The sequence below is a fragment of the Pseudolysinimonas kribbensis genome (assembly GCF_030161895.1).
Lineage (GTDB): Bacteria > Actinomycetota > Actinomycetes > Actinomycetales > Microbacteriaceae > Pseudolysinimonas > Pseudolysinimonas kribbensis.
The window spans coordinates 384115-410425 of the sequence record NZ_BSVB01000001.1 but is presented as its reverse complement, the minus strand read 5'-3'; the positions used below and the strand labels follow the sequence as shown (position 1 = coordinate 410425).

21 protein-coding genes and 4 pseudogenes are annotated in these 26311 nt (G+C 72.6%); 20 read left to right on the top strand and 5 right to left on the bottom strand.

Translation table 11 applies throughout. The features are described 5' to 3' along the window. Window positions 1-102 precede the first annotated feature (102 nt). The 3 genes from QQK35_RS02300 to QQK35_RS02290 are packed head-to-tail and all read left to right on the top strand — an operon-like array spanning window position 103 to window position 3186. Window positions 103-1035 carry a fibronectin type III domain-containing protein gene (locus QQK35_RS02300; RefSeq protein WP_284252555.1) on the top strand — a complete coding sequence of 311 codons (933 nt, stop codon included), beginning with the start codon at window positions 103-105 and terminating at the stop codon, window positions 1033-1035. After that, on the top strand, window positions 1032-2183 hold the full coding sequence (locus QQK35_RS02295) for a fibronectin type III domain-containing protein (RefSeq protein WP_284252553.1): 1152 nt from the start codon (window positions 1032-1034) through the stop codon (window positions 2181-2183). Before QQK35_RS02300 ends, QQK35_RS02295 begins: the two co-directional genes overlap by 4 nt. Before the next feature lie 13 nt (window positions 2184-2196). Beyond that, window positions 2197-3186, top strand: coding sequence for an AAA family ATPase (locus tag QQK35_RS02290; RefSeq protein WP_284252551.1), 990 nt, complete (start codon window positions 2197-2199; stop codon window positions 3184-3186). A 350-nt stretch (window positions 3187-3536) separates the two neighbouring features. On the opposite strand, the gene QQK35_RS02285 is transcribed toward QQK35_RS02290, so the two are convergent. After that, window positions 3537-4040, bottom strand: coding sequence for a hypothetical protein (locus tag QQK35_RS02285; RefSeq protein WP_284252549.1), 504 nt, complete (start codon window positions 4038-4040; stop codon window positions 3537-3539). On the opposite strand from QQK35_RS02285, the pseudogene QQK35_RS20755 reads away from it, so the two are divergent. From QQK35_RS20755 to QQK35_RS02260, 4 genes and pseudogenes are all read left to right on the top strand, one after another. Beyond that, window positions 3958-4263, top strand: a pseudogene (locus tag QQK35_RS20755) (DUF58 domain-containing protein); the annotation flags it as partial. The gene QQK35_RS02285 and the pseudogene QQK35_RS20755 overlap by 83 nt on opposite strands. Window positions 4264-4585: 322 nt before the next feature. Beyond that, a complete protein-coding gene (locus QQK35_RS02270; RefSeq protein ID WP_284252545.1) occupies window positions 4586-5803 on the top strand; it encodes a transglutaminaseTgpA domain-containing protein in 1218 nt (405 codons plus the stop codon). Further along, window positions 5685-6920: a transglutaminase-like domain-containing protein gene (locus QQK35_RS02265; RefSeq protein ID WP_284252543.1), complete on the top strand. Its 1236-nt coding sequence runs from the start codon at window positions 5685-5687 to the stop codon at window positions 6918-6920. The genes QQK35_RS02270 and QQK35_RS02265 overlap by 119 nt, the downstream gene beginning before the upstream one ends. Next, the gene (locus QQK35_RS02260; RefSeq protein ID WP_284252540.1) at window positions 6917-7774 is read left to right on the top strand and encodes a double zinc ribbon domain-containing protein; all 858 of its coding nucleotides are present in this window, start codon (window positions 6917-6919) and stop codon (window positions 7772-7774) included. Before QQK35_RS02265 ends, QQK35_RS02260 begins: the two co-directional genes overlap by 4 nt. Here the strand turns inward: QQK35_RS02260 and QQK35_RS02255 are convergent. After that, complete coding sequence (locus tag QQK35_RS02255) at window positions 7719-8963, bottom strand: MFS transporter (protein ID WP_284252538.1); 1245 nt, start codon at window positions 8961-8963, stop codon at window positions 7719-7721. The genes QQK35_RS02260 and QQK35_RS02255 overlap by 56 nt on opposite strands. Window positions 8964-9669: 706 nt before the next feature. Here QQK35_RS02255 and QQK35_RS19540 point away from each other — a divergent pair. The 7 genes and pseudogenes from QQK35_RS19540 (at window position 9670) to QQK35_RS02220 (ending at window position 18592) form a co-directional block, all read left to right on the top strand. Beyond that, entirely contained in the window at window positions 9670-13275 is a 3606-nt protein-coding gene (locus tag QQK35_RS19540; RefSeq protein WP_348534868.1) for an extracellular solute-binding protein, read from the top strand. 35 nt (window positions 13276-13310) lie between these two features. Next, window positions 13311-14449: pseudogene (locus QQK35_RS02240) on the top strand (ABC transporter ATP-binding protein). Continuing rightward, on the top strand, window positions 14449-15369 hold the full coding sequence (locus tag QQK35_RS02235; RefSeq protein ID WP_284252536.1) for an ABC transporter permease: 921 nt from the start codon (window positions 14449-14451) through the stop codon (window positions 15367-15369). Before QQK35_RS02240 ends, QQK35_RS02235 begins: the two are co-directional and overlap by 1 nt. Before the next feature lie 79 nt (window positions 15370-15448). Further along, window positions 15449-16225, top strand: a complete 777-nt coding sequence (locus QQK35_RS02230; protein ID WP_284252534.1) for an ABC transporter permease — start codon at window positions 15449-15451, stop codon at window positions 16223-16225. 355 nt (window positions 16226-16580) lie between these two features. Continuing rightward, a complete protein-coding gene (locus tag QQK35_RS02225) occupies window positions 16581-17603 on the top strand; it encodes a transaminase (protein ID WP_284252532.1) in 1023 nt (340 codons plus the stop codon). 128 nt (window positions 17604-17731) lie between these two features. Further along, window positions 17732-17902 (top strand): annotated as a pseudogene (locus QQK35_RS19535) (alcohol dehydrogenase catalytic domain-containing protein); the annotation flags it as partial. A 123-nt stretch (window positions 17903-18025) separates the two neighbouring features. Further along, window positions 18026-18592: a zinc-binding dehydrogenase gene (locus QQK35_RS02220; RefSeq protein WP_348534989.1), complete on the top strand. Its 567-nt coding sequence runs from the start codon at window positions 18026-18028 to the stop codon at window positions 18590-18592. Window positions 18593-18604: 12 nt separating this feature from the next. Here QQK35_RS02220 and gabT read toward each other — a convergent pair whose 3' ends face one another. Next, window positions 18605-19957: a 4-aminobutyrate--2-oxoglutarate transaminase gene (gene gabT / locus QQK35_RS02215; protein WP_284252530.1), complete on the bottom strand. Its 1353-nt coding sequence runs from the start codon at window positions 19955-19957 to the stop codon at window positions 18605-18607. On the opposite strand from gabT, the gene QQK35_RS02210 reads away from it, so the two are divergent. The 4 genes from QQK35_RS02210 to QQK35_RS02195 are packed head-to-tail and all read left to right on the top strand — an operon-like array spanning window position 19943 to window position 23297. Beyond that, entirely contained in the window at window positions 19943-20419 is a 477-nt protein-coding gene (locus QQK35_RS02210) for an OsmC family protein (RefSeq protein ID WP_284252528.1), read from the top strand. The genes gabT and QQK35_RS02210 overlap by 15 nt on opposite strands. Before the next feature lie 56 nt (window positions 20420-20475). Continuing rightward, window positions 20476-20781, top strand: a complete 306-nt coding sequence (locus QQK35_RS02205; RefSeq protein ID WP_284252526.1) for a helix-turn-helix domain-containing protein — start codon at window positions 20476-20478, stop codon at window positions 20779-20781. After that, window positions 20778-22061, top strand: coding sequence for a low temperature requirement protein A (locus tag QQK35_RS02200; RefSeq protein WP_284252524.1), 1284 nt, complete (start codon window positions 20778-20780; stop codon window positions 22059-22061). The genes QQK35_RS02205 and QQK35_RS02200 overlap by 4 nt, the downstream gene beginning before the upstream one ends. Window positions 22062-22070: 9 nt before the next feature. After that, window positions 22071-23297, top strand: a complete 1227-nt coding sequence (locus tag QQK35_RS02195) for an HNH endonuclease signature motif containing protein (RefSeq protein WP_284252522.1) — start codon at window positions 22071-22073, stop codon at window positions 23295-23297. Window positions 23298-23365: 68 nt separating this feature from the next. On the opposite strand, the gene QQK35_RS02190 is transcribed toward QQK35_RS02195, so the two are convergent. Next, entirely contained in the window at window positions 23366-23860 is a 495-nt protein-coding gene (locus tag QQK35_RS02190; RefSeq protein WP_284252520.1) for a Type 1 glutamine amidotransferase-like domain-containing protein, read from the bottom strand. A gap of 89 nt (window positions 23861-23949) precedes the next feature. Next, window positions 23950-25271 (bottom strand): annotated as a pseudogene (locus QQK35_RS02185) (aminotransferase class III-fold pyridoxal phosphate-dependent enzyme). Between the two features lie 48 nt (window positions 25272-25319). On the opposite strand from QQK35_RS02185, the gene QQK35_RS02180 reads away from it, so the two are divergent. Both QQK35_RS02180 and QQK35_RS02175 read left to right on the top strand, forming a co-directional pair. Then, window positions 25320-26186 carry an FKBP-type peptidyl-prolyl cis-trans isomerase gene (locus tag QQK35_RS02180; RefSeq protein WP_284252518.1) on the top strand — a complete coding sequence of 289 codons (867 nt, stop codon included), beginning with the start codon at window positions 25320-25322 and terminating at the stop codon, window positions 26184-26186. Further along, window positions 26096-26308, top strand: a complete 213-nt coding sequence (locus QQK35_RS02175; protein WP_284255574.1) for an FKBP-type peptidyl-prolyl cis-trans isomerase — start codon at window positions 26096-26098, stop codon at window positions 26306-26308. The genes QQK35_RS02180 and QQK35_RS02175 overlap by 91 nt, the downstream gene beginning before the upstream one ends. Window positions 26309-26311: the final 3 nt, after the last annotated feature.

Here is a 26311-nt window from a genome sequence, read left to right as displayed (position 1 = left end):
ACGGCAGCTCGGTCAACGGGGGCCGGCCGCACGGCGATCCTCACCCTTCCCATCAAGGTCAATCCCCGCGACAACCAGCCGCCGGACTTCGTCGGCAATGTCGTGGACTTCGAGCCCGGGCAGGCCAAGGAGCTCGACCTCGTCAAGCTCACGAACTACCCGTATCCCGACGTGAACGAGCTCGCGTACACCGTGCTCGATCCGAAGCCTGCCGACTTCCGCGTCACCCTGAACGGCCAGCGGCTGACCGTCAAGGCGGACGACGACGTGCCGACCGGCAAGTCCGAGACGGTGAGCATCGGCGTGCGCGACGCGGTGAACGACGGTCAGTCCGGGCTCATCACGCTGCAGGTGGTGCCCTCCACGCGACCGCTCGCCCAGCCCGTGCCGGATCGCGCGGTCGCCCGGCGCGGCAGCACGACGACGGTCGACGTGCTCGCGAACGACGAGGCCAACAACCCGTTCCCCGAGACACCGCTGCGGGTGGTCGACATCCGGGGCCTCGACGGGGCGTCGCTGCCGGCGGGCGTCACGATCACCCCGAACAGCACACGATCCCGGTTGGCGGTGAACGTCGACGCCAGCGCCGAGCCGGGCGACGCGACCCTGCAGTACGAGGTCGCCGATGCGACCGGCGACCCGTCGCGCGAGGTCTGGGGCACGGTGACGATCTCGGTGCAGGACGTTCCCGACCCGGTCTCGGACGTGCGGGTGACGGAGTTCGGCGATCGACTGCTCAAGATCGGCTGGACGCCCGGGGTCTTCAACAACTCCCCGATCACCGGGTACGTGGTCACGCTGAGCGACCCGTCCACCGGCGCCGTGGACTCCACGACGAACTGCACGACCACGGTGGGGTGCGCGGTGACGACGCCGGGCAACGGGCCCGCCAACGCCGTCACGATCTCGGTCGTCGCGGTGAACGCGATCGGGCCCTCCACCGCGAAGACGATGGCCGGATCGATCTGGTCGGACATCATCCCGCCGCCACCGGACAACCCGGGGGCGAAGCCCTCGACGGCGGCCTGCGGGTGACCTGGACCAAGCCCGTCACGAGCGGCGGCAGTCCCATCACGCAGTACGTCGTGACGGTGGGCGGCGTCGTGGTGACCGTGGGCGTCGCCGCCTCGGACCCCGCCGGCACGGCCTACGCGCGCAATGTCCAGGGCGCGTCGATCACGAACGGCGCGGTCACGGCGTTCTCGATCAGCGCCCGCAACAGCGCACCGAACAGCCTCGCGACCTGGAACGAGGCGGACGGCACCGGCATCCCGGCCGGTCCTCCGCTGGCCGTGGGCTCGGTGTCGGCGTCGGCCTCCGTGACCACGGGCACGACGGCCACCGCGAGCTGGTCGTCGGCGTTCGCCGCCAACGGGGCCGCCATCACCGACTACTTCGGGCTCATCACGAGCGGTGCGCAGCCGGTGTGCTCGGTCACCGGCGTCGACGCCGGCTCGGGGAGCGTCGTGCCCCCGGCCGGGTTCACCCGGTACGGGCCCGACACATCGTCGGCGACGTTCGGGGGACTCGCCCCGAACACCACCTACACGGTGTGGATCTTCGCGTGGAACCACCAGGGCTGCACGGGGATCGCCTCGAATCAGGTGGTGCCGCGGGCGATCCCGCCGGTCGTGACGAGCGCGAGCGCCGGCGCGCCGGTGCCGAACGGGGCCGGGCACTGGGATGCGACGCTGGCATCCGCCGCGCCGAGCGGCAACGCGGACTTCCAGTACCGGATCGTCGTGAACGGCGTGCCGGGAGAGGTGAGGTCGGCGGGCCTCGGCGACGTGCTGAGCGACCCCTCCGCCTACGGGCATCCCGACGTCGGCTTCCAGCTGAAGGCCTGCGACATCTGGCAGGAGATCCCGTTCCCCGGCCTCTGCAGCGACTGGTCGCGGACCTTCGCGCTGCCCGAGCCGATCGACAACGGCCAGCTCGGCAGCCTCGTCGCCGCGAGGAGCGGCGGGCTCGGCGGCACCTGGAGCTGGGGCTCGATCCCGACCGGCAGCTACCCGGCGATGGACGTCACCTGCGACAACGGAGCGACCTGGACGCCGCTCGTCGCCAACGCCAGCTGCGACGCCAGCGGGATTCTCCGCATGAGCCCGCTCAAGGTCCGGATCACCGCCAACGGCGGGCAGACTTACGTGCGCGAGTACGACCCGGCCGACTACCCAGGATGAGGAACACCTCCCGATGACCATGACCCCTCAGGCCACGATGACGGCGGAGCAGGCCTCGGCCTTCCAGGAGACGTTCGCGCGCCTCGTGGCGAACGTCGAGCAGGTGCTGCTCGGCAAGACGTTCGTGGTCCGCCTCGGGTTCGTCGCCCTGCTGAGCGAGGGCCACCTCCTGCTCGAGGACTTCCCCGGCACGGGCAAGACCTCGCTCGCGCGCGCGATCGCGCAGTCCGTGGCGGGCACCAGCAACCGCATCCAGTTCACCCCCGACCTGCTGCCGGGCGACATCACCGGTGTCAGCGTGTACGACCAGCGTTCGGGGCAGTTCGACTTCCACCGCGGTCCGGTCTTCTCGAACATCCTGCTCGCGGACGAGATCAACCGCGCCTCGCCCAAGACCCAGGCGGCGCTCCTCGAGGTCATGGAGGAGGGCCGCGTCACGGTCGACGGCATCACGCACCCCGTCGACCCGCCGTTCCTCGTGATCGCGACGCAGAACCCGATCGAGCAGGCGGGCACCTACCGCCTGCCCGAGGCGCAGCTCGACCGCTTCCTGCTGAAGGCGTCGATCGGCTACCCCGACCACGCCTCGACGCTGCGCATCCTGGAGGGCGCCGGGGTCAAGGCGCACGAGACCGAGGTCGCGGCCGTCATCACGGCGGCGACGGTGCTCGACATGGCGCGGCAGGCGCGCACCGTGCACGTCGATCCGAGCGTCAACGACTACGTCTCCCGACTGGTGGACGCCACCCGCTCGGTGACCGAGGTGCGCCTCGGCGTCAGTGTGCGCGGCGCGCTCGCGCTGCTGCGCGCCGCCAAGACGCTCGCCGCCGCGAGCGGCCGGCACTACGTGGTGCCCGACGACGTGAAGGCGCTCGCCGAGCCCGTGCTCGCGCACCGGCTGGTGCTCGACCCGGAGGCCGAGTTCGACGGCGTCACCGCCTCGAGCATCGTGTCGCAGCTGCTGCTCGAGACGGCCCCGCCGAGCGATCGGCAAGCCGTGTGAGCGCTCCCGCGCCCGCGCAGGACGGCCGCCCGGGGCGGAGGGCACGTCCCGGCCGCGCTCCGACACGCTGACGCGCACCGGGACCGCCGGCCTCACCAACACGCGCACGCGCCTGGTGGGCGCGCGGCAGGGGTGCTCGCCGACGCCGTGGTGTCGGCCGCGCAGGTGGCCTCGACGTTGCGCCGGGTGATCGCGGTGGTGTTCGCGCGAGTGGCCGCGGTCGTCACCCCGCTCGGGTGGGTCATGCTGGCCGTCATCCCGCTCGCGTTCGGCTTCGGGTACGGGCTCGGCTGGCTCGAGCTCGTCGCGGTCGCGTGGGCGGGTGTGGTGCTCGCCGCCGTGGCCGGGCTCTACCTCATCGGCCGGTCGCCGTTCCGTGTCGAGCTCGCACTCGTGCACAAGCGCGTCGTCGTCGGCGATCCGGCGACCGGCGTCGTGCACCTCACGAATCCCGCCTCTCGCCGGATCGCCGGGGTGAAGGTCGAGGTGCCGGTCGGGGCGGGCCTGGCCGAGATCGCGATGCCGGCGCTGAAGGCGGGCGGGCGGTTCGCGCACGAGTTCGCCATCCCGACCCAGCGCCGCGGCCTCGTGCCGATCGGCCCGGTGCGCACCGTGCGCGCCGACCCGATCGGACTGGTGCGGCGCGAGGTGGTCTGGACCGACCGCGCCGAGCTGGTCGTGCACCCGCACACGATCTCGGTGCCGTCGACGTCGACCGGGCTGATCCGCGACCTCGAGGGCACCCCGACCGCCGATCTCACGTCCAGCGACGTGTCGTTCCATTCGCTCCGGGAGTTCCAGACCGGCGACGAGCGGCGCTTCATCCACTGGAAGTCCACCGCCAAGGCCGGCACCTGGATGGTGCGGCAGTTCGAGCAGACCCGCCGCAGTCACCTGGTCGTGGCGCTGAGCCTCGCTGCCGCCGACTTCGCCACCGGCGAGGAGTTCGAGCTCGCGGTGAGCGTGGCCGGCAGCCTGGGCGTGCGCGCGATCCGCGACGGACGCACCGTGTCGGTCGTCGTGAGCGCCCTCACGCCCGAGTACGCCAAGCACAAGACGCTCGCCGTCCGGTCGCTGCAGACCCACGTGCCGGCGCGCCTGCTCGACGACCTCGCGCTCGTCGATCCCGCGCAGAACGCCATCGGCATCCGCGACCTCGCCCGCGCCGCGGCCGAGGAGGTCGAGGGCATCTCGGTCGCGTTCCTGGTCTGCGGCTCGACGCCGAGCCCGCAGTCGCTGCGGGCGGCGTCGCACTCGTTCCCCGCCGGCGTCGGGGTGGTCGCGATCGTGTGCGATCCGGATGCCACCCCGGTCTTCGCCGCGTCGCCGGGCTCAGCGTGCTCACGATCGGGTACCTCGACGATCTGCGGGTCGCCCTGCAGCGCACGGCGGCGGTGGCATGACGCACCGGCTGACCGGCTCGTTCGTCGCGGCGAACCTGTTCTTCGCATGGCTCGCGATCGGACTGGCCTCCGCGGCGCTCTGGCCGGTCTACGCGAGCAGCCGGTACGTGATCCTCGTGCTCGTGACGCTCCTGCTCGGCTCGGCCGTGGCGGTGCTCGGGGCGCGGCTGCGCTGGCCGTCGTACGTCGTCGTGCTCGCGAGCCTCGTGGTGCTGCTGCTGAGCGGCGTGCCCCTCGCGATCCCGGGCGCGGCGATCGCGACGGTGCTGCCGAGTGCCGAGGGGCTGCGTCAGCTGCTCGTCGCGCTCGCCCTCGGCTGGAAGCAGCTGCTCACCATCGACACGCCCGTCGGCGCCTACCAGGCGCTCCTGGTGCCCGCTCTCGTGCTCGTGCTCGCCGCGACCGTGACGTCGGTGACGATCGCGCTGCGCACGCGATTCGGGGAGCTCGGCGCCGTCCCGCCGGTCCTGCTGTTCGTCGCGGGCATCGCGCTCGGCCCGGAGCGCGTGCCGTGGCCGGTCCCGCTCACGCTCACGCTGCTGGTCGCGCTGCTGCTGTGGCTGGTGTGGCGCCGACGCGTGCGCCGCCGGGGCGCGATCCGGTCGCTCGCGCAGGCCGCGCCGGATGCCGAGGGCCGCCCCCTCGAGACGGCGGGGGATCGCGGATTCACGGCGCGAGCCGCCCTCGCCGGAGCCGTGATCCTGGCGCTCGCGGGTGCCGGTTCGGTGGGCGCGGCGGTCGCCCTGCCGCCATCCGGAGACCGTCAGGTGCTCCGATCGAGCCTGCAGCAGCCGTTCGACCCGCGGAACTACCCGAGTCCCCTGTCGGGCATGCGGCACTATCTGCGCCAGGGACAGGTGGATGCCACCCAGCTGAAGGTGCAGGGGCTGCCGCGCGACGCCCGCGTGCGGGTCGCCACGCTCGACAGCTACGACGGGATCGTCTACGCCGTCGGCAGCGACGCGGTCGACGCGGCCTCCGGCACGTTCGTGCGGGTGCCGCAGTCCGTCGACCGCTCGCACGAGAGGGCGCACGGTCGATGTGCGGGTCACGGTGGGCGACTACACGGGTGTGTGGGTGCCGACCGTGGGCGACATGGCGGCGATCGACTTCACGGGAGCCCGCGCGGCCGCCCTCGACGACGACTTCTTCTTCAACGCGACGACCGGCACCGCCGCCGACCTGCACGACCTGCGCGCGGGCGACAGCTATGACCTCACCGGCGTGCTCCCCGAGCAGCCGACGACCTCGCAGCTGGGCAGGGCCACCCCGGGGTCGGCGCAGGTGCCGCGGATCGGGCTCATGCCCGACGAGCTCGTCGTGCACCTCGACCAGTACGTGCAGGGCAAGACCACGGCGGGGTCGCGCCTGCTCGCCGCGATCGACGGCCTGCGCCGCGAGGGGTACATCAGCCACGGCCTCGCCGGCGACGAGCCGCCGAGCCGCTCCGGCCATGCCGCGGACCGCATCTCGGAGCTGTTCACGGATCCGCAGATGATCGGCGACGCCGAGCAGTACGCCGTGGCCGGCGCGCTCATGGCCCGTCAGCTCGGGTTCCCGGCCCGCGTCGTCTTCGGCTTCGCCCCGCAGAACCAGGACGGCGGCACGGTCACGCTGACGGGCGCCGATGTCACGGCCTGGATCGAGATCGACACGGCGCAGTACGGCTGGGTCGCCCTCGACCCGGTGCCGCCGGTGCGCCCCATCCCGCAGCAGAAGCCGCAGGACCCCGACAAGGTCGCGCGACCCGAGTCGATCGTGCCGCCGCCGCCGGACAAGGTCGACCAGGAGCAGGGTCAGACGACGCCGGATACGAGCACCGACACGCCCGACGGGCCGAGCGCCGCGCTCCTGCTCCTGCTCCAGGTGCTCCGGATCGGCGGGTGGGCGCTCGCGATCGTCGCGGTGCTGCTCGCACCGTTCGCGCTCGTCGTGGTCGCGAAGGTGCGCCGCCGACGGGCGCGGCGCACCGCCCGGACACCGCTGGAGCGCATCCGCGGCGGCTGGGACGAGTTCGCGGACGCCGTGGTCGATCACGGCTACGACCCGCCCCCGGCCTCCACGCGATCGGAGGTCGCGGGCGTCGTGGGCGTGCTGCCGGCGGGTGTGCTCGCGGCCGTCGCCGATCGCGCCGTGTTCGCGCCCGACGAGAGCGACGAGCGCGAGGCGGACAGGGTGTGGGATGCCGTGGCCGAGCTGCGCGCCTCGCTCGACGACGGGCTCACCCGCCGGCGCCGGCTGTGGGCGCTCGTCTCGGTGCGTTCGTTCGCTCGTTATCATGTTCGGGATCTCCTCCGGCCGGGCGGAGCCCGACGCGAGGAGGCGCGGTGAACTGCCGGTTCTGCGCCACCGAGCTCCCGCGCGACGCCCTGTTCTGCGGGGAGTGCGGTCGCGCGGTCGGGGCATCCACGCCCGGCGGGATCGGTCCCATGCCGCTCGCGTTCAGCTCCGCCGACGACGCCTCCGACGATCCCGCCGATCACGTCGGCCCCGCGCACGTGGGCGCGAGCTGTCCGCAGTGCGGAGCGTCCGTCGAGGACGACGAGGTCTTCTGCGGCGAGTGCGGCTTCGTGCTGCGCCGCGTCGCGCCCGCGCCGCCGGCCGGGCCGCCGCCTATCGACGATGTGCCGATCGAGCCCGAGTTCGAGGCGCAGCCGAAGCCGGAGCCGGAGCCGGCCGCGGCCGTTCCCGGGGCGGGCGCCCTCGACACGGGCGCGACCGACGTGATCCCCGCCCTCGAGCCCGACCTCGAGCTCAGCATCGAGCGCGCGCCGCGGCCGGATCCCTTCCCGTGGGGCCGCGCGACCACGCCGATCGAGGACATCGAGGCGACCCGGCTGGTGGCCGATCCGTTCGCGGGTGAGCGGTTCGTGCTCCAGTTCAGCACCGGGGAGAACGTGACGGTGCGGGGCCAGGGCCTGATCGGGCGCAATCCGAACGCAGAGCCGGGCGAGGTGGTCGACCAGTTCGTGGCGGTGTTCGACCCGACGAAGTCGGTCTCGAAGACGCACCTCGAGTTCGGCCAGGAGAGCGGCCGGTTCTGGGTGAGCGACCGCTTCTCGACGAACGGCTCCGTGGTCCGCCAGCCGGATGCCGACCCGCAGCGCTGCGACCCCGGCAAGCGCTACTTCATCGCGCGCGGCACGCGCGTCGACATCGGCGAGCAGTTCTTCGTCGTGAGCTGACGCGCTCAGACCGCGGTACCGGCGGCCTCCGCGACGCTCGCGCGGCGGGGTAGCCGGCGAGCACGCCCGCCGAGACGAGCCAGCACAGGCCGATCAGCACGAGCAGCAGCGGCGCCTGAGCGGAGGGCAGCAGCCCGGCGAGACCGGCGCCGAGAGCGGCGCCGGTCGCGCGGACGCCGGCCGCGACGGTGAAGACCTGCGAGCGCAGGGCGCGGGGGCTGTGCCGGGTGCGGAGTAGGAGCATCGCCGTGACCCCGGGACCGGTCGCGACGCCGGAGAGGGAGACGAGCGCGATCGCCACGGGGAGGCCGAGCGGCACCGCGGCGGCGAGCGTGAGCACGCCGGTGATGCCCCAGGCGCCCGCCATCACCACGACCGCGGGGACGCGGCGGATGGGCCAGGCCGTCACGGCCAGCGAGCCGACCAGGGCGCCGACGGCGAAGCCCGTGATGACCCAGGCGGCCCCGCCCGCATCCCGGGTCGCCACGAGCGCGATGCCGACGGCGGCGATCGGAAGTGCGCCCTGGCCCAGTTGGCTGAGCGCGCCCGAGAGCGTCACGGCGGCGATCGGGCGGTGGGTCGCGAGATAGCGCGATCCCCGCACGATCTCGCGCAGCATCCCCGCGCGCCCCGGGTGCTCGGGGTGCGGCGGCAGCCGGAGGATCGCGCACCCCGCGACACCCACGGCCGCGACGACCGCCAGCACGACGGTGGCGACCCGGGCCGAACCGAGCGCGATGACGCCCGCCGCGAGCGCCGGGCCCGCCACGCTGCCGATGTTGTAGGTCAGCGCGTCGACGCCGAACGCGCGCTCGGGGGTGCCGGGGACGGCATCCGACACGAAGCTCGACAGGCCGCCCATGAAGAACGGCGTCGTGACGCCAGCCGCGACGAGGCCGACGACGATGAGCACGGTCGGGACCATGCCGAGCAGCGCGGTGATGCCCAGAGCCGCCGCTGTCACGGCCCCGGAGAGCAGCACGAGGCGGGTGGGGTGCCGGCTGCGGTCGAGCAGGGCGCCTGCCAGCGGCGCGGCGAGGATGCTCGGCGCGAGCGATGCCGCCACGAGTGCGCCGCCGAGCGCGAGGCTGTGCAGCTCCTGCACGGCGAGCACGGGGAACGCCGCCGCCGTGCCCGCGCTGGCCAGCCGCAGCGAGGTCGCGACCCATACGTAGGGGACGGCGCTCATGATGGCCATTCTCCCGTCGGCCGCCGACGGTGACGTGCCGCCCGGTGCGCCTCCTCCACCGCGTGTCCGCGGCGCGATCGATCCGACCTCCGCGAATTCGGCGCCGGATGCGCGCGCGGGGGCGGCTGGGATGGTCGCGTGCTCCCACCCGTCGACCCGGTCCGTCTCGCGCTCCCCTCCGCCGCACCGCCGCCGGAGCGCGGCGGGGTGCCCCTGGTGGCGACTCTCGCGCCGGTGGCGATGTCGCTGGCGATCTGGGCGTTCACGCACTCCGTGCTCTCCCTGCTGTTCGCGGGGCTCGGACCGATCGTGGCGATCGGGGGCTCGTCGATGCGCGTCGTCGGCATCGGCGGTGGCGACGGCGCGAGCACGCCCGGATCGCCGCGGCGCTCGCCCGGACCGGGGAGCGGATCGAGGAGAGCCACGTCGCGGAGCGCGCGAGGCGCGCCGGGCTCGTGCCGCCCGAGGGACCGGCCATCGCGCGGTGGGCGGTGGAGCACTGGGTGCGGCCCGCGGAGCCGGGGGCGCCGGTTCCCGTACGGGTGGGACGCGGGGCGGTCGCCTCCGGTGTGCGCCTGGAGGGCGACGATCCCACCGGGGATGCCGATGCCGGCCCGGCCGCCGACCCCCGCGACCGTCTTCCCCGGACCTCGTCGCGGTCCGCTCGGCGCTCCGGAGCGCCGCCGCCGAACTGCCGGATGCGCCGGTGCTCGTCGATGCCGTCGACGGCGTGGGCATCGTCGGCCCCGGGCCGCTCGCCGCCGCCGCCGCCCGGGCGCTGGTCCTGCAGGTCGCGTCGATCATCGCTCCCGACGGCGTCGTGGCCGCCCCGGCCGGCGAGGCGTGGACCGGGGAGCTCCCGCAGGAGAGGGTGGATTCGGAGCCGGGCAGGTTCGAACTGCGGGATGCGCGCCGAGAGGTGCTCGTCGCGTGGGCGTCGGAGGAGGCCGGCCTGCCGCCCGGGTGCGGTGCGGTGGTGCGGCTCGACGCGGCGCGCCGGGTGTCGGCGGTCAGCCGCCCGGCCGCCGCGGGCGCCGCGGCCGTGCTCGCCGAGGCCGCCGCGCGACACCACCTGGGCGCGGCGACCCGTGCCCTGCCCGATCGGGTCGAACTCGCGGAACTGCTCGCGGGAGCCGGTGCACCGGCGCCGGGCTCGCTGACCGCTTCGATCGGCCGCGACGCGGGCGGTGCCGTCGTCGTCGATCTGGTGGCCGACGGTCCGCATGCCCTCGTGGGCGGCACCACGGGTTCGGGCAAGAGCGAGCTGCTCGTGAGCTGGGTCCTCGCGCTGGCGCACGGTCGCACCCCGGCGGAGGTGACATTCCTGCTCGTCGACTTCAAGGGCGGCGCCGCGTTCGCGCCGCTCGCGGCGATGCCGCACGTGGTCGGCATCCTGAGCGATCTCGATGCCCGGCTCACCCGCCGGGCGATCGAGAGTCTGCGGGCGGAGCTGCTGCGGCGCGAGCGCCTGCTCGCCGATGTCGGCGCACGCTCGATCGCGGAGGTGGCGCCGGGCGTGCTCGCGCGGCTGGTGGTCGTGGTCGACGAGTTCGCGGCCGTGGTCGCCGGCCAGCCGGAGCTGCACGAGGTCTTCGGCGATCTCGCGGCGCGCGGCCGATCGCTCGGACTGCACCTGATCCTGTGCACGCAGCGGCCGGCCGGGGTCATCCGCGACGGGGTCCTGGCCAACGTCACCCTCAGGGTCGGCCTGCGGATGACCGACCGGGCCGACAGCATCGCGCTCCTCGGCGACGACGGGGCGGCCCGCCTGCCCGCGGGGTCGCGCGGGCGCGCGGTGCTCGGCGACGACGGCGTGAGCCGGCCGTTCCAGGTGGCGATCGCGGGGACGGCCGAGCTGGAGCAGGCGTGCCGGGCGGTCCCGCTCCGGGACCGGCCGGCGATCGCGCGTCCCTGGCTCGATCCCCTCCCGGCCGTCGTGCCACGCAACTCGATCGGTGCGGCCACCTCCCAGGCGATCCCGTTCGGCGTCGTCGACCTTCCGGCCGAGCAGCGCCAGCCGGTGGCCGTCCACCGGCCGGACGCACACGGTCACCTCCTGGTGCTGGGCGCGACCGGCACGGGACGCACGACCGCCCTGGCGGTGCTGGCGGCGGCGCCGGGCGCCATCGTGGTCCCCCGCGATGTCGCGGACGCCTGGTGGGTGCTCGATCGCGCGCTGCGTGTGCCGCGCCGCGGCCCGGGCTCGGAGCGGCGGCTGCTCGTCATCGACGACCTCGATCTGCTCCTCGGGCGCGCCGGTCCGGACGAGCGGCACGAGCTGTCGGACCTGATCGCCCGGGTGCTGCGCGAGGGCTCGGCGCACGGCCTCGGAGTCGCCGCCTCGGTGCAACGGGCGGCCGGCACCGTGCAGCCGCTCGTCGGGTCGTTCGGTGCGCGGCTCCTGCTGCGGATGCCCTCGCGCGAGGAGCACGTGCTCGCCGGCGGGATCGGGGCGGAGTTCGATCCCGCGCTGCCGCCCGGGGCGGGGCGCTGGCGCGGTGCCGCGATCCAGGTCGCCTGGCCGGGCGAGATGCCTCTGCCGGAGGCCGCGGTACCGGAACTGCCCGTCGTGGCTCCGGCCGCGGGCCGGCAGCTGGCCATCGTGGCGTCCCGGCCGGCGCTCCTCCTGCCGGCGCTGAGGGCCGCGGGCCTGCGGGTCGCGCTGCTCGGCGCCGCGGATCCCGACGAGGACGCGATCGGCGCGGCCCCCGACGTGCTGCTCGGCGACCCGGATGCCTGGCAGGCCGACTGGAGCCTGCTCGGCCGGGCGCGACGCGAGTTGCCCATCGCGGTCGTGGACTGCTCGGCCGCCGAGCTGCGGGCCCTCACGCGCGCGCGGGACGTGCCGCCGCCGCTCGGCTCGCGTCCGGGGAGTGCTGGGTGGTCGACGGAGGCGTCGTGCGCCGCGGGCTTCTTCCGACGCGCACATGAATCCGCAGCATTCCGGGCCTTGGGCCACCGATTCCGTGAAATCTATGTTGCGGAATGCACTCGATCGCCCTTGCGACGTTCCCGTGAACGGGGCCGTGTGCCAGGATCGTGCCACGCCGTGGTCACTCGCACCCCCGGTGGTCCCTTCGGAAGGAGCAACTCCATGAACCGATCACTTCCCGAGGACCCGCTGGTCCGCTCGCTCGTGCAGCAGGCCCGCCGCGCCCAGCTCAGCCGTCGTGCCCTGCTCGGCGCATTCGGCGGCGGTGCGGCCGCCCTGGCGCTCGCGGCATGCTCCGCCGGCGGGAGCACCAAGCTCACCCCGGCCAAGGACATCTCGTCGACCGACAAGTCGATGATCTGGGCCAACTGGCCGGCGTACCTCGACGTCGACGACAAGGACGACAGCAAGCATCCGACCCTCGACGCCTTCACCTCCTCGACCGGCATCAAGGTCGACTACCGGGAGGACGTCGACGACAACAACTCGTACTACGCGAAGGTCAAGGACCAGCTCGCCCTCGGCAAGGACATCGGCTGCGACACCGTCTGCCTGACCGACTGGATGGTGAGCCGCTGGATCCGCTTCGGCTACACGCAGGAGCTCGACCACTCCCGCATCCCCAACGCCAAGAACCTCAGCCCATCGCTGCAGAACGTCGACTTCGACAAGGGGCGCAAGCAGTCCCTGCCGTGGCAGAGCGGTTTCGCGGGCATCTGCTGGAACAAGGAGCAGTTCCCCAACGGATTCACGAGCGTCGACGAGATCCTCAAGGAGCCCAAGCTCAAGGGCCGCGTCGGCGTCCTGAGCGAGATGCGCGACACCGTCGGACTGATCCTGCTGGAGCAGGGCGTCGACATCTCCAAGAACTTCAGCGACAGCGAGTTCGAGAAGGCGCTCGACGTGCTGAAGAAGAACATCTCCGACGGCGTCATCCGCAACGTCAAGGGCAACTCCTACCTCGACGACCTGACCAACGGCGACACCCTCGCGGCGATCTGCTGGTCGGGTGACATCACCCTTATCAACGGCGAGAACGGCGACAAGTGGGAGTTCGCGATCCCGGACGCCGGCGGCACGCTGTGGAGCGACAACTACCTGATCCCGATCGGTGCGCGGCACAAGGCCAACGCCGAGAAGCTCATGAACTGGTACTACGACCCGAAGATCGCCGCCGAGGTCGCCGCCTACGTGAACTACATCACGCCGGTGGTCGGAGCCAAGGAGGAGGCGGTCAAGATCGATCCGGACCTCGCGGACAACCAGCTGATCTTCCCCGACGACGCGACGCTCGCGAAGGCCCACGTGTTCCACACGCTGACGCCGGCCCAGGATCAGTCGTACAGCTCGGCCTTCCAGCAGGTCCTGCTGGGCGCCTGACGGGACATCGGGTGGCCAGCACGACGCGGGGCAGCATGGCGAAGGACTCGGGCGCCGACCTGGAGCTCGCGGGTGTCACCAAACGCTTCCCGGGCTTCACGGCGGTCGAGGCGCTCGATCTGACGATCCCCGCCGGGTCGTTCTTCGCGCTGCTCGGGCCCTCGGGGTGCGGCAAGACGACCACGCTGCGGATGGTCGCCGGGCTCGAGACACCCACCGAGGGCCGGATCCTGATCGGCGGAAACGACGTCACCGACCGTAAGCCCCACCAGCGCCCGGTGAACACCGTGTTCCAGTCCTACGCGCTGTTCCCGCACATGACGGTGCTGCGCAATGTCATGTTCGGGCCCGGCCGGCGCGGCGTATCGGACGCGCAGCGTCGCGCGCACGAGGCGCTGCAGCTGGTCGAGCTCGACCACCTCGCCGGCCGTCGGCCCAGTCAGCTCAGCGGTGGTCAGCAGCAGCGCGTCGCCCTCGCCCGCGCGATCGTCAACCGGCCGGCGGTGCTGCTGCTCGACGAGCCGCTCGGGGCGCTCGATCTCAAGCTGCGCCGGCAGATGCAGCTGGAGCTGAAGGGCATCCAGAACGAGGTCGGCCTCACGTTCGTGCACGTGACCCACGACCAGGAGGAGGCCATGACCATGGCCGACACGGTCGCGGTCATGAACGGCGGCCGCATCGAGCAGATGGGCGCGCCCGAGGATCTGTACGAGCTGCCGAGGACGGCCTTCGTCGCCAATTTTCTCGGACAGTCCAATCTGCTCGTCGGAACCGTCCTGAGCGGGGAGACCGGCTCGTGGTCGAGGTCGCGGGTCACCGACTCGGCGTGGCCGCCGACCGCGCGCGCCGGCGCACCGGACGGGTGACGCTCGGCGTGCGGCCGGAGAAGCTGCACCTGCTGACCGCGCAGCCCGAGCCGGCCGACGGCGTCAACGTGCTCGGCCCGGGCCGGGTGACCGACGTCTCGTTCAGCGGCGTGAGCACCCAGTACCTGGTCGAGGTGCCGAGCATCGGCACCCTCACCGTGTTCGCGCAGAACATGGCATCCGGTCCGACCGTGAGCGTGGGCTCGGAGGTCTGGGTCAGCTGGCGCGTGGAGCACGGCTTCGGGCTCGACGACGACCCCGGTGACACCGGCGCGCCCGCCGATCCGGATGCCGCCGAGGTCGCCTGATGGCGTTCGGCGCGTTCGCGGGCGAGCAGGCGCCCGCCGTCGAGCAGGCGCCGCGCCGTCGCAGCCTGGTCGCGGTCTGGCTGCTGCTGCCGGGGGTGGTCTACCTCGCGGCGACCTACCTGGCGCCGCTGGTGTCGCTGGTGGTCACGAGCCTCAAGGCTCCCGACCTCGCGAACTTCGACATCGGCCGCTACGTGTACGCCTTCGACGTCGGCAATTACGCGCACGTCTTCACCGAGTATCTGCCGATCGTCGGCCGGTCGTTCGGCTACTCGGCGATCGCGACCGTGCTGGCCCTGCTCATCAGCTACCCGCTGGCGTACTTCGTGGGCGTCTCGTTGCGGCGCTTCCCGCTCTGGCAGGCGCTCGCCCTCATCCTGATCATCGCGCCGTTCTTCATGTCGTTCCTGCTGCGCACGCTCGCGTGGAAGGCGATCTTCGCCGACGAGGGCTGGATCGTGACCGGCCTGGAGCACATGGGCGTGCTCGGCGCGAACGCGCATCTGAACGGCACGCCGGGCATGGTGATCTTCGGCCTGACCTACAACTACATCCCGTTCATGGCGTTGCCGATCTTCACCTCGCTCGAGCGGCTCGACCTGCGCTTCGTGGAGGCAGGAGCCGATCTCTACGCCAACCCGGTCACGACCTTCCTGCGGGTGACCCTGCCGCTGTCGCTGCCGGGCGTGGTCTCCGGCACGCTGCTGACGTTCATCCCGGCGAGCGGCGACTACATCAACGCCAGTCCGCAGTTCCTGGGATCGACTCAGACGACGATGGTCGGCAACGTCATCTCCGACACCTACTTCAATCTGCAGGACTATCCGTCGAGCGCGGCGTTGTCGATCCTGCTCATGGTGCTCATCCTGATCCCCGTCGCGATCTACCTCGCGCTGACGAAGACGGACGACCTGCTGTGAGCGTGCAGGCGGCCGATGTGCTCGGCGAGGCGGTCGCGACGCCGCCCGGATCCGCGGCGGCCGCGCTCGCCGCAACTGGGTGCTGGGCATCTACGCCGTGGTCGTGCTCGCGCTGCTGCTCGTACCGATCGCCTACACCATCGTGTTCTCGTTCAACCAGCCGGGGCGCACCAACGCCACCTGGCGCGGGTTCTCGTTCGACAACTGGACCGGCATCCTCGACGACGACCGCGTCGTCGCCGCCTTCGTGACGAGCATCGTGGTGGGCGTGGTCGCGACCCTCGTCGCCGCGGCGATCGGCACGGCGATCGCGATCGCCCTCGTGCGCTACCGGTTCCGGTTCCGCACCGGACTGACCCTCCTGCTGTTCCTGCCGATGGCGACACCGGAGGTCGTGCTCGGCTCGGGGCTCGGGTCTCAGCTGCTCAACCTCGGCATCGACAAGGGCGTCGGCACGATCATCGTCGCGCACATCATGTTCTGCATCAGCTTCGTGGTCATCACGGTGCGCGCGCGCGTCGCGAGCCTCGACCCGGCGATCGAGGAGGCTGGCCGCGACCTGTACGCGAGCCCCGCGCAGGTGTGGTGGCGGATCACGTTCCCGCTGCTGCTGCCGGGCATCGTCGCGGCATGCCTGCTGTCGTTCGCCCTGAGCTTCGACGACTTCATCATCACGGCGTTCGTCTCCGGCAATGCGGAGACCTTCCCGAAGTACATCTACACCGCGGCCGCGCGGGCGATCCCGGCGCAGGCCAATGTGTTCGCGTCGATCATCTTCCTGCTGGCGATCGTGCTCGTGCTCGGGCAGCAGCTGGCGGCGGGCGCGCGGCGCCGCAAGCTCGCCCGCGAGGGCTGAGCGTGTACGCGGACCGGGCGCGACTCGCGGCGCTCACCGACGACGAGGTGCGCCGCTTCCGAGCGGAACGCCCGGCGTCGCGGAAGGCATGGAAGCGGGCGCGGCAGCATCTGCCGGGCGGCGTGCCGATGCTCTGGATGCGCAAGTGGCCCGGCCCCTGGCCCGTCTTCGTCGACACGGCGGCGGGCGCGCATTTCACGGACCTCGACGGCATCGACCACGTCGACCTGTGCCTCGGCGACACGGGCGCGATGGTCGGTCACGCACCCGCCGCCGCCGTCGCGGCGATCACGGCTCAACTGCAGCGCGGCGCGACCTCGATGCTGCCCACGCTCGACGCCGCCGAGGCGGCGGCATGCTCGCCGATCGGTTCGGTCTCGACCAGTGGCAGTTCACGCTGTCGGCGACCGACGCGAACCGGCATGCGCTGCGCTACGCGCGCCAGGCGACCGGTCGCCGGAAGGTGCTGGTCATCGATCACTGCTATCACGGCACCGTCGACGAGGCGTACGCGACGCTCGACGACGAGGGCCGGGTCGTGGCGCGCCGGGGCAGCATCGGAGCCCCCGTGCCGCTGGACGAGACGACCGTCGTCGTGCCGTTCAACGACATCCCGGCCCTGGAAGCCGCGCTCGCCGGCGGCGAGGTCGCGGCCGTCCTCATCGAACCGGCGCTCACCAACGTCGGCATCGTGCTGCCCGACGACGGCTGGCACGTCGCCGTCCGGGAGGCCTGCGACGGCGCCGGGACGCTCCTCATCATCGACGAGACCCACACGCTGTGCGCCGGACCCGGCGGCATGACCCGCCGCGACGGGCTGCGACCCGACATGGTCGTGGTCGGCAAGACGATCGCAGGCGGCGTGCCGGCCGGGGCCTGGGGCATGACGCGGGACGTCGCCGATCTGGTCGCGACCTCGCTCGGCTGGGACGCCGAGGGGACGCCCGGGCTCGAGGACATCGACGTCGGCGGTATCGGCGGAACGCTCGCGGGCAACGCGGTCTCGCTCGCCGGCATCCGCGCGACCCTCGGCGAGGTGCTCACCGCCGACGTTTATCCCGGGATGATCGCGCGGGCCGGCGAGTGGACGGCCGGCGTGCAGGCCGCGATCGACGAGTTCGATGCGCCGTGGCAGGTGACGCAGCTCGGCGCGCGGTCCGAGTACTCGTTCCGGCCGACGCCGCCGCATGACGGCCGGGAGGCCGCGGAGGCCGACGACTTCGCGTTGCAGCAGTACCTGCACCTGCACGCGCTCAACCGCGGCATCCTGCTCACCCCGTTCCACAACATGGCGCTCATGTCGCCCGCGACCAGCTCCGACGACGTCGCGCGCCACACGGCCGCCTTCCGGGAGGCCGTGCAGAGCCTGTTCGCCTGAGCAGCGGAACGCACCGACCGGAACGTGATGGGATGGCGGCATGAGCACGGTCCTCGTCGCGACGTCCTACGGCCGCCCCCGGTCTTCGAGCTGATCGAGCGCGCGGCGCCGGCCCCGGCCCCGGGCAGGCCACCCTGCGCGTCGAGGCGGCATCGCTGAACCCGTACGACCTCACGATGGCCTCGGGCGTGCACGACCCGGAGGGCGCCAAGCTGCCGCTGGCCATGGCGACGGAGGGCGCCGGGGTGGTGACCGCGGTCGGCGAGGGCGCCGTCGACGCGCACGGGGACCCGGTCGCCGTCGGCGACGCCCTCTACGGGGCCCTGTCCGGTGCGGCCGCCCAGGAGGTCACCGAGAAGACGGCGGGCCTGTTCCGCCGGCCCCGGAACGTCGATCCCGCGGAGGCCGCCGGCCTCCTGCTCGTGGGCGCGACGGCCGCACACGCACTGCAGGCGATCGGCGTGCGCGCCGGCGACACGGTGCTCGTGCACGGCGCGTCCGGCAGTGTCGGCTCGATCGTGACGCAGCTCGCGATCGGCCGGGGTGCGCGCGTGATCGCGACGGCGTCCGTGGGGCACCACGAGCGGCTCCGCGGCTACGCGGCGACCCCGGTCGTGTACGGCGAGGGGCTCGCCGATCGCGTGCGGGCGCTCGCCCCCGACGGCGTCGACGCGGCGGTCGACACGGTCGGCACCGACGAGGCGACGACGGTGTCGCTCGAGCTGCTGCCCGACCCGGCGCGCTTCGTCTCGATCGCGAACTTCTCGGGCGCGGTGCAGGCGGCCGGCGGCAAACTCATCGGCGGGGGCGCCGGAGCGGACCCCGGCCGTGAGATCCGCGCGGCCGCGCGGCCCGAGCTCGCCGCGGCGCTGGCCGCCGGGTCGGTGCAGGTGCCCATCGCCCGGCGGTTCCCGCTCGCCGCGGGCGCCGACGCCTACGCGTTCCTGGCCGGCGGGCACGCCGGCGGCAAGGTGATCCTCGAGCCCTGAATCGTGGCGGCGCTACGGCAGCAGCGCGTCGATGACCGAGACGGCGTCGAGCAGCTGCTCGTCGGTGATCGCGAGGCTCGGCAGGAACCGGATGACGTTGCCATAGGTGCCCGCCGTCAGCAGCAGCACTCCCTGATTCGCGGCGCCGGCCGCGATCGCCGCGACGACGTCGGCGCGCGGCTCGCCGCTCAGCGGGTCGTTCAGCTCGATCGCGAGCATCGCCCCGATGCCGCGGACGTCCGCGATCACCGGATGCGTCGCGCGCATCCGCTCGAGCGCCGGCCGGAGGGTCGCCTCGATGCGCGCCCCCTCCGCGAGCAGCCCGCGCGACTCGATGGCCTCGAACACCGCGACCGATGCCGCGCAGGCGACGGGGTTGCCGCCGAAGGTGCCGCCGAGTCCGCCGGGGTGGGAGGCGTCCATGATCTCCGCGCGCCCGACCACCGCGGCCAGCGGCAGGCCGCCCGCGATGCCCTTGGCGCTCAACACGAGATCGGGGACCAGACCGAAGTGCTCCGAGGCGAACCAGCGGCCGGTGCGCGCCATCCCGGACTGGATCTCGTCCGCGATGAAGACGATCCCGTTGGCCGTGCACCACTCCTGGAGCGCGGGCAGGTAGCCGTCGGCGGGCACGACGAAGCCGCCCTCGCCCTGGATGGGCTCGACGACCAGGCACGCGAGGTTCGCGGCGCCCGCGCTCTTGTCCAGATACGCGATCGTGCGCGCGGCCGCCTCGGCTCCGGAGAGCCCGTCGTGCAGCGGGTACGAGTTCGGGGCGCGGTAGATCTCGCTCGCGAAGGGGCCGAAGCCGTCGCGGTACGGCATGTTCTTGAAGGTCATCGCCATGGTGAGGTTGGTGCGCCCGTGGTAGGCGTGGTCGATGACGGCGACGCCCTGGCGCCCGGTGTGCTTGCGGGCGATCTTGACGCCGTTCTCGACGGCCTCGGCGCCCGAGTTCACGAGCAGCGCCTTCTTCGCGAAGTCGCCCGGCGTGTGCGCCGCGAGCAGCTCGGCGACGCGCACGTACGGCTCGTACGGGGTGATGGTGAACATCCCGTGCACGAGGTCGGCCAGCTGCTCCTGCGCCGCCGCGACCACGTCGTCGTCGGTGTGACCGATCGTCGTCACGCCGATGCCGGACCCCAGGTCGATGTAGGCGTTGTCATCGACGTCGACCACGATCGCGCCGTGGCCGCGCGCGAGGTAGACGGGCACGGCCGACGACGCTCCGGCGCTGACGGCCGCGAGGCGGCGGGCGTGCAGCTCCACCGAGCGCGGACCGGGGATCTCGGTCACGATGCGCCGTTCGGTGGGCACCGCCGAAGCCGAGGATCTCGCTAGCGTGGAGGGGTGAACGTCGACCATGCCTACACGGTAGCCGTCGAGTGGCAGGGCAACCGGGGCACCGGCACGTCCGGCTACCGGGACTACGGCCGGCAGACGGTGCTGCGCACGAGCGGCAAGCCCGACATCCTCGCGTCGGCCGACCGCTCCTTCTTCGGCGATCCGGACCGCTGGAATCCCGAGGACCTGCTGCTCGCCTCGCTCAGCGAGTGCCACCTGCTGAGCTACCTGCACGCGGCGATGCGTGCGGGGGTCGTGGTGCAGGCGTACACGGACGAGGCATCCGGCACGATGCGCCAGGAGGGCGACGGCGGCCGGTTCACCGAGGTCGTGCTGCGCCCGCACGTGACCATCTCGGCCGGCGACCCGGAGCTCGCGCAGCGGCTGCACGAGGAGGCGCACGGCATGTGCTTCATCGCGGCGAGCGTCAACTTCCCGGTGCGGCACGAGCCCACGGTCGACGTGGTCGGCCCGTCCGCCTAGAGCGAATCCGGCGCGCGGCGGGTGCGTCGGCGGGCGCCACTGCCTAGTCTCGTCACATGCTGCTGAGGCACGCCGTCGGCGCCGCGTTGCGCCGGGTCCGGCTGGATCGCGGGCTCACCCTGCGCGAGGTCGCTGCGGCGGCGCGCGTGTCGATGCCCTATCTCTCCGAGATCGAACGGGGCCGCAAGGAGCCCTCGAGCGAGGTGCTCGCCGGGGTCTGCACCGCCCTCGGGCTGACGATCGTCGACCTGCTCGTCAGGAGCGCCGCGGAGATCCGGGCGGGCGAAGCTCTGGTGGTCGATCTCACGGCCCGGCGCGACGAGTTCGCGACGAGCGACGGCGGCGTGCAGCTGGCGGCATGAGCCTGCTCGGGCGCCTCCGCAGCACGACCGTCTCGAGCGGTCTGCTGAGCGCGGAGCCCTCGCGCGAGGGTGACCGGGCGACGACGCTCGAGCTGTTCTTCGACCTCGTCTACGCGTTCGCCTTCACGCAGGTCACGGCGCTCATGGCGCACGGCGGAAGCGGCCTGAGCGTGCTCGAGGGGCTCCTCATGCTCGGCCTGCTCTGGGGGCCGTGGAGCTCCTTCGCGTGGCTCGCCAACCAGACCCACGCCGATCGCGGAGTCGGCCGGCTCGGGATCATCGCGGCGACCGTGATCATGTTCGTCGCGGCCCTCGTCACCCCGCTCGTCTTCCGTCCCGCCGAGCACGGCGATGTCGCCCCCGCGATCGTGTTCGGCGTCGCGTTCCTGCTCGTGCAGGCCGTCCACATGACCCTGTACCTCATGGCGGCACGGGACGACACCGGGCTGCGGCGGCAGGTCATCGTCTCCATGCTGAGCGCGATCATCCCGGCGTCGGCGATGCTCATCGTCGGTGCGGTCGCGGGACCGCCGTTCCAGCTCTGGCTCTGGCTCGCGGCGTTCGTGTCGCTGTGGCTGATGATCTACCTGACGTCCAGCGGCGGCAACTGGCGCGTCAAGTCCACCGCGCACTTCGCGGAGCGGCACGCCCTCGTCGTGATCCTCGCGCTCGGCGAGTCGGTCGTCGCCATCGGCGTCGGGGCGGCCGACCTGCCGATCGACGCGACCGTGATCGTGGCGGCGGTGCTCGCGATCGGGATCGGCATCGGCCTGTGGTGGAACTACTTCCACCATCTCTCGACGAAGATCGAGCGGCTCGTGGGCCGCAAGGTCGGCGTCGACCGGGCACGGCTCGCCACCGATATCTACACCTACCTGCACCTCGCCGTGATCGCCGGCATCGTGATCGCGGCCCTCGGCATCGAGTCGACGATGCACGCAGCACCCGGATGGCACGCCATCGGCTGGTTCGCCGCGTGCGGTCTCGGCGGCGGTGTGGCGCTCTATCTCGCGAGCACGGCCTTCCTCTGGCGCCGCGCCTCGGGGAGTGGGCGCTCATCCGGTTCGCCGGTGCCGCGCTCGCGCTCGTGCTGGTGCCCGCCCTGGCGTTCGTGCCGGCCGTGGTCGCGCTCGCTGTCGAGTTCGTCGCGATCGTCGTGGTGGCGGGTGTGGAGCAGGTGCTCGGGCAGCGGGGCAAGCTCGTGGCGCTGTCGTCGCGTGTGCGCTGAGGGCGCGCTGGTGCACCGAGCGGATCGTCCGGATGTCGGTGGCTGCTGCTGAACTGACGACATGGAAGAACTCCAGGTCATCGGCTCATTCGAGCCCGATGCCGAGGTGCGGGTCGCGTACGCGATCGCCCACGCGGAGTTCGGGCAGCGTGCAGCGGCCCATGCCGCGGCGGAGCTGCTGCTCGGCATCCACGGCACGCTGCAGGAGGCGCGGCGCGACCCGGCGCTGTTCGTCGGGGAGGCGTTCCGGGGCGACGACGCGGTCGCCTTCGCCGAGCGATCGGCGACCGCCGATCTCGCGATGCGACTGCGCATGTCGGAGTCGACGGTGCGGTTGCAGGCCGATCGCGCCCGGGTGCTGATCGGGTCGCTCCCGTCGATCTGGGCCGGCCTGTGCGAGGGCGAGGTGCCCGCGCGCAATGCGGAGACAGCAGCGGATCTCGCGATGACGCTTCCGGCGGGCGCCATCCGCACCGCGTTCGACGATGCGCTCGTCCGAGCCGCGCGCGAGTGCACGCCGGCGCGATTCCGCGACCGGGCGCGCCGCCTGCGCGAGGAGCTCGACCCGGCGCCGCTCACCGAGCGTCACGGCGCCGCGCGTGAGCTGCGGCGCGTCGAGGTCGAGAAGATGCCCGACGGCATGGTCTGGCTGTCGGCCTACCTCGATGCGGCGGACGGCATCCCGATCCGGCGCCGGCTGGATGCGACGGCGCACCGCCTGGCGGGCCGGCCGGATGAGATGCGCACCCTCGATCAGCTGCGCGCCGACGTCTTCGCCGACCTGCTGCTGCGCGGCGGGGCGAGCGGAGCGCCCGCCGTGACGCCGACGGTCGCCGTGACCGTGCCGGTGCTCTCGTTGCTCGGCGAGGCCGAGCTGCCCGGCACGCTCGAGGGCTACGGTCCGATCGACGCGGAGACGGCCCGGCGCCTCGCGGCCCGGGCGCCGTCGTTCCAGCGGATCCTCACGCATCCGGTGACCGGCACCGTGCTCGACGTCGATCGCACCAGCTATCGCCCGCCGGCCGACCTCCTGCGCTGGCTCCGGATGCGCGATGAGCACTGCACCGCGCCCGGATGCGGTCGCCCGGCGGCGGAGTGCGATCTCGACCACCGGGAGGCGTGGGCCGACGGGGGCGGCACGTCGGTCGACAATCTCGCACACCTGTGCCGCCACCACCACCGCCTCAAGCACGAGGGCGGCTGGACGGTGCGCGCCGGTCCCGGCGGCACGACGACCTGGATCTCGCCGACCGGGCACCGCACGACCGTCGATCCGCCGCCGTTCTAGCGACCCGACCCGCCCGCTTCATCGCGACTGCGGGGCGCCGGTTTGTCGAGGTGCCGCCTCGGTCGAGATCACCAGCCGACGAGGTGATCGTCGCCGTCGCGCAATGTCAGATGGGCGAGCTCGCGCCGAGTCAGTTCTGCGACCACGAGCTCTGCTGCCGGCGCCTCGGGGTGCTCGGAACGCCAGTGCGGCACGATCCGCTCCGTGATGAACTCGAGTGTCTCGACGCTGGAGGACGGGCCGGGGTCGTCGATGAGGTCGATCCCCGCGAGGTCCGGGCCGGCGACGCACGCGCCCGCCGAATACCCCGCGTAGGTCGGACGCTCGTCATCGGGAATACTCGTGAACGCACGACGGAACTCCGCTGTCGCCATCGCGCGGGCGAGCACGAACGCGTTGCCGCCGACGACCCACAAGAGGTCGGCGCTCGCGAGCCGGTCGATGAGATTCCCGGGGTCGCGGAGGTCGAGCTCTGCCGCGCCATAGCCGAGCGAAGCCAGGTCGTCAGCTTCTCGATCCCACGAGAGCAGGCGATCGGAGTGGTACACGTCGAGGGCGTTCATGACGACGAGGGCCCTGCCCGCGCCCGGACCGGTCCATCGAAGTCGATCGGCCCGGTGTCCGAGTCGGTACGAGCTGAGATAGAGCCGCGTCACAGCGTCGCGAGCGTCTCCTCGATGACGCCCATCGCGTCGTCGATCAGCGCTTCCGAGATGACGACGCTCGGCAGGAACCGCAGCACGGAGTCCCAGCTGCCGGCGTCGAGCGGGATCACCCCGTTCGCCGTGGCGTGCCGGATGATCGCCGTCAGCGCCGCCGGGTCCGGCTGCGTCGTGCCCGGCTTCACGAGCTCGACGCCGAACATCGCGCCCTTGCCGCGCACCTCGCCGACCACGCCGAAGCGCGAGGGCCAGTCGCCGATCCGGGCGACGAGCGCCCGCTCCACGCGCTGCGCCTCGGCGAGCAGGCCGTCGCGCTCGATGACCTCGAAGACGGCCAGTGCCGCGGCGGTCGACACGGGATTGCCACCGAAGGTGCCGCCGATGCCGCCGGGCTGCACGGCATCCATGATGTCGGCGCGCCCGGTCACGGCCGCGAGGGGAAGCCGCCCGCGATGCCCTTGGCGGTCGTCACGAGGTCCGGCACGACGCCGTGGTGCTCGATCGAGTACCACGTGCCGGTGCGGCCCATGCCGGCCTGGATCTCGTCGGCGACGAACACGATGCCGTTGTCGTCGCAGTACTTCCGGATCGCGGCGAAGTAGCCGGGCGCCGGGATGACGATGCCTCCGTCGCCCTGGATCGGCTCCGCGAAGAAGGCCGCGACCTCCGACCCGCCGATGTGGGTCTCGATGTAGTCGATCGTGCGGGCGGCCGCCTCCTCGCCGGAGAGCCCGTCCCGGTACGGGTAGCTGGTCGGCACCGAGAACACGTCGCCCGGGAAGGGCCCCATGCCGGCACGCTCCGGCCACGGCCGGTAGGTCATCGCCATCGTGAGGTTGGTGCGCCCGTGGAAGGCGTGGTCGAGGCTCAGGATGACGCGGCGGCCCGTGAACCTGCGCGCGATCTTCACCGCGTTCTCGACCGCCTCGGCGCCCGAGTTGACGAGGATCGAGTGCTTCTCGAAGTCGCCCGGGGTGACCTCGGCGAGCTTCTCCGCGACCCGGACGTAGTTCTCGTACGGGGTGACGGTGAACAGGGTGTGCGTGAGCTTGGCGGCCTGGGCCGCGGCGGCCGCCGCGACATCCGGATGCGCGTGGCCGATCGTCGTCACGCCGATGCCGCAGCCGAGGTCGATCAGCCGGTTGCCGTCGACGTCGACCAGGATCGCGCCGGCGCCATGGTCCATGTAGATGTTCGCCAGGGTCCCTGCGCCCCGCGACACGCTCGCCAGACGGCGCTCCTGCAGCGCGAGCGACTTCGGTCCCGGGATTGCGGTGACGAGCTTGCGCTCCTGCGGCACGCTGAAGTCCATGCACTCAGCCTAGGGTTCCTCGCAGGCGGCATCCGCGAGGATGGACCCATGCCCACCCGCCTCCTGGCCCCCGTCGCCGTGTTCGCCCTGGCCGCTCTCGCCCTGGCGGGCTGCAGCGGCAGCGGCGATCCCCGGAGCACCGCCTCCGACGCGCCGAAGGCGAAGGCCTGCGCCGCGGCGTCCGACGGACCGGTCGCCGACTCGATCAAGATCGGCGGCGGCACGAAGGGTGAGCCGACGGTCACGTTCGACTCGCCGCTGAAGGTCGACGCCACGCAGCGCCACGTGGTCGCCCAGGGCTCCGGCCGGGCGACCAAGCCCGGCGATGTGATGGACCTGGAGTTCGCGGTCTACAACGGCAGGACGGGCAAGTCCGCCACGACGACGGGCTTCACGGGCCACGCGCTGCCGGTGTCGTCCGACGCGAACAAGACGCTGCCGGGTCTTGCGAAGACCATCGCGTGCGCCAAGGTCGGTTCCCGCATCGTCGGGGTGCTGCCCCCGAAGGACGCGTTCGGCACCAACGGCAACTCGCAGTTCGGCATCGGCGCCAAGGACACGGTGGTGTTCGTCGTGGATGTCGTGGACGCCCTGCCCGACAAGGCGACCGGCGCCAAGCAGCCCGCCCCCGCCGGCTTCCCCACGGTCACCGACGCCGCGAACGGCCGGCCGAAGGTCGCGTTCGCCGACGACGCCGCGGCGCCCGCGCAGACGATGATCGGCCTGCTGAAGCAGGGCACGGGGGCGACGGTGGCATCCGGCGACGCGCTCTACGTTCAGTACCAGGGCATCAACTTCCGCACCAAGAAGATCTTCCAGCAGAGCTGGGGTCCGGGCCGGTCGAGCTGTCGACGACGGGCGTCATCCCCGGCTTCGCGAAGGCCCTGGTCGGGCAGAAGGTCGGGTCGCAGGTGATCGTCATGATCCCGCCGGCCGACGGCTACGGCTCCGGAGGCAGCCCCGAGGTCGGCATCAAGGGTACGGACACCCTCGTGTTCGTGATCGACATCCTCGCCGTCGCGGCGGGCGCGCAGTAGCGT

Coding starts and splice junctions, on each gene's coding strand:
- QQK35_RS02290 (WP_284252551.1), top strand. CDS start 2,197: ATGACCATGACCCCTCAGGCCACGATGACGGCGGAGCAGGCCTCGGCC.
- QQK35_RS02270 (WP_284252545.1), top strand. CDS start 4,586: ATGACGCACCGGCTGACCGGCTCGTTCGTCGCGGCGAACCTGTTCTTC.
- QQK35_RS02265 (WP_284252543.1), top strand. CDS start 5,685: ATGGCGGCGATCGACTTCACGGGAGCCCGCGCGGCCGCCCTCGACGAC.
- QQK35_RS02255 (WP_284252538.1), bottom strand. CDS start 8,963: ATGAGCGCCGTCCCCTACGTATGGGTCGCGACCTCGCTGCGGCTGGCC.
- QQK35_RS02235 (WP_284252536.1), top strand. CDS start 14,449: ATGGCGTTCGGCGCGTTCGCGGGCGAGCAGGCGCCCGCCGTCGAGCAG.
- QQK35_RS02225 (WP_284252532.1), top strand. CDS start 16,581: ATGCTCGCCGATCGGTTCGGTCTCGACCAGTGGCAGTTCACGCTGTCG.
- gabT (WP_284252530.1), bottom strand. CDS start 19,957: ATGGTCGACGTTCACCCCTCCACGCTAGCGAGATCCTCGGCTTCGGCG.
- QQK35_RS02205 (WP_284252526.1), top strand. CDS start 20,476: ATGCTGCTGAGGCACGCCGTCGGCGCCGCGTTGCGCCGGGTCCGGCTG.
- QQK35_RS02200 (WP_284252524.1), top strand. CDS start 20,778: ATGAGCCTGCTCGGGCGCCTCCGCAGCACGACCGTCTCGAGCGGTCTG.
- QQK35_RS02195 (WP_284252522.1), top strand. CDS start 22,071: ATGGAAGAACTCCAGGTCATCGGCTCATTCGAGCCCGATGCCGAGGTG.
- QQK35_RS02190 (WP_284252520.1), bottom strand. CDS start 23,860: ATGAACGCCCTCGACGTGTACCACTCCGATCGCCTGCTCTCGTGGGAT.
- QQK35_RS02180 (WP_284252518.1), top strand. CDS start 25,320: ATGCCCACCCGCCTCCTGGCCCCCGTCGCCGTGTTCGCCCTGGCCGCT.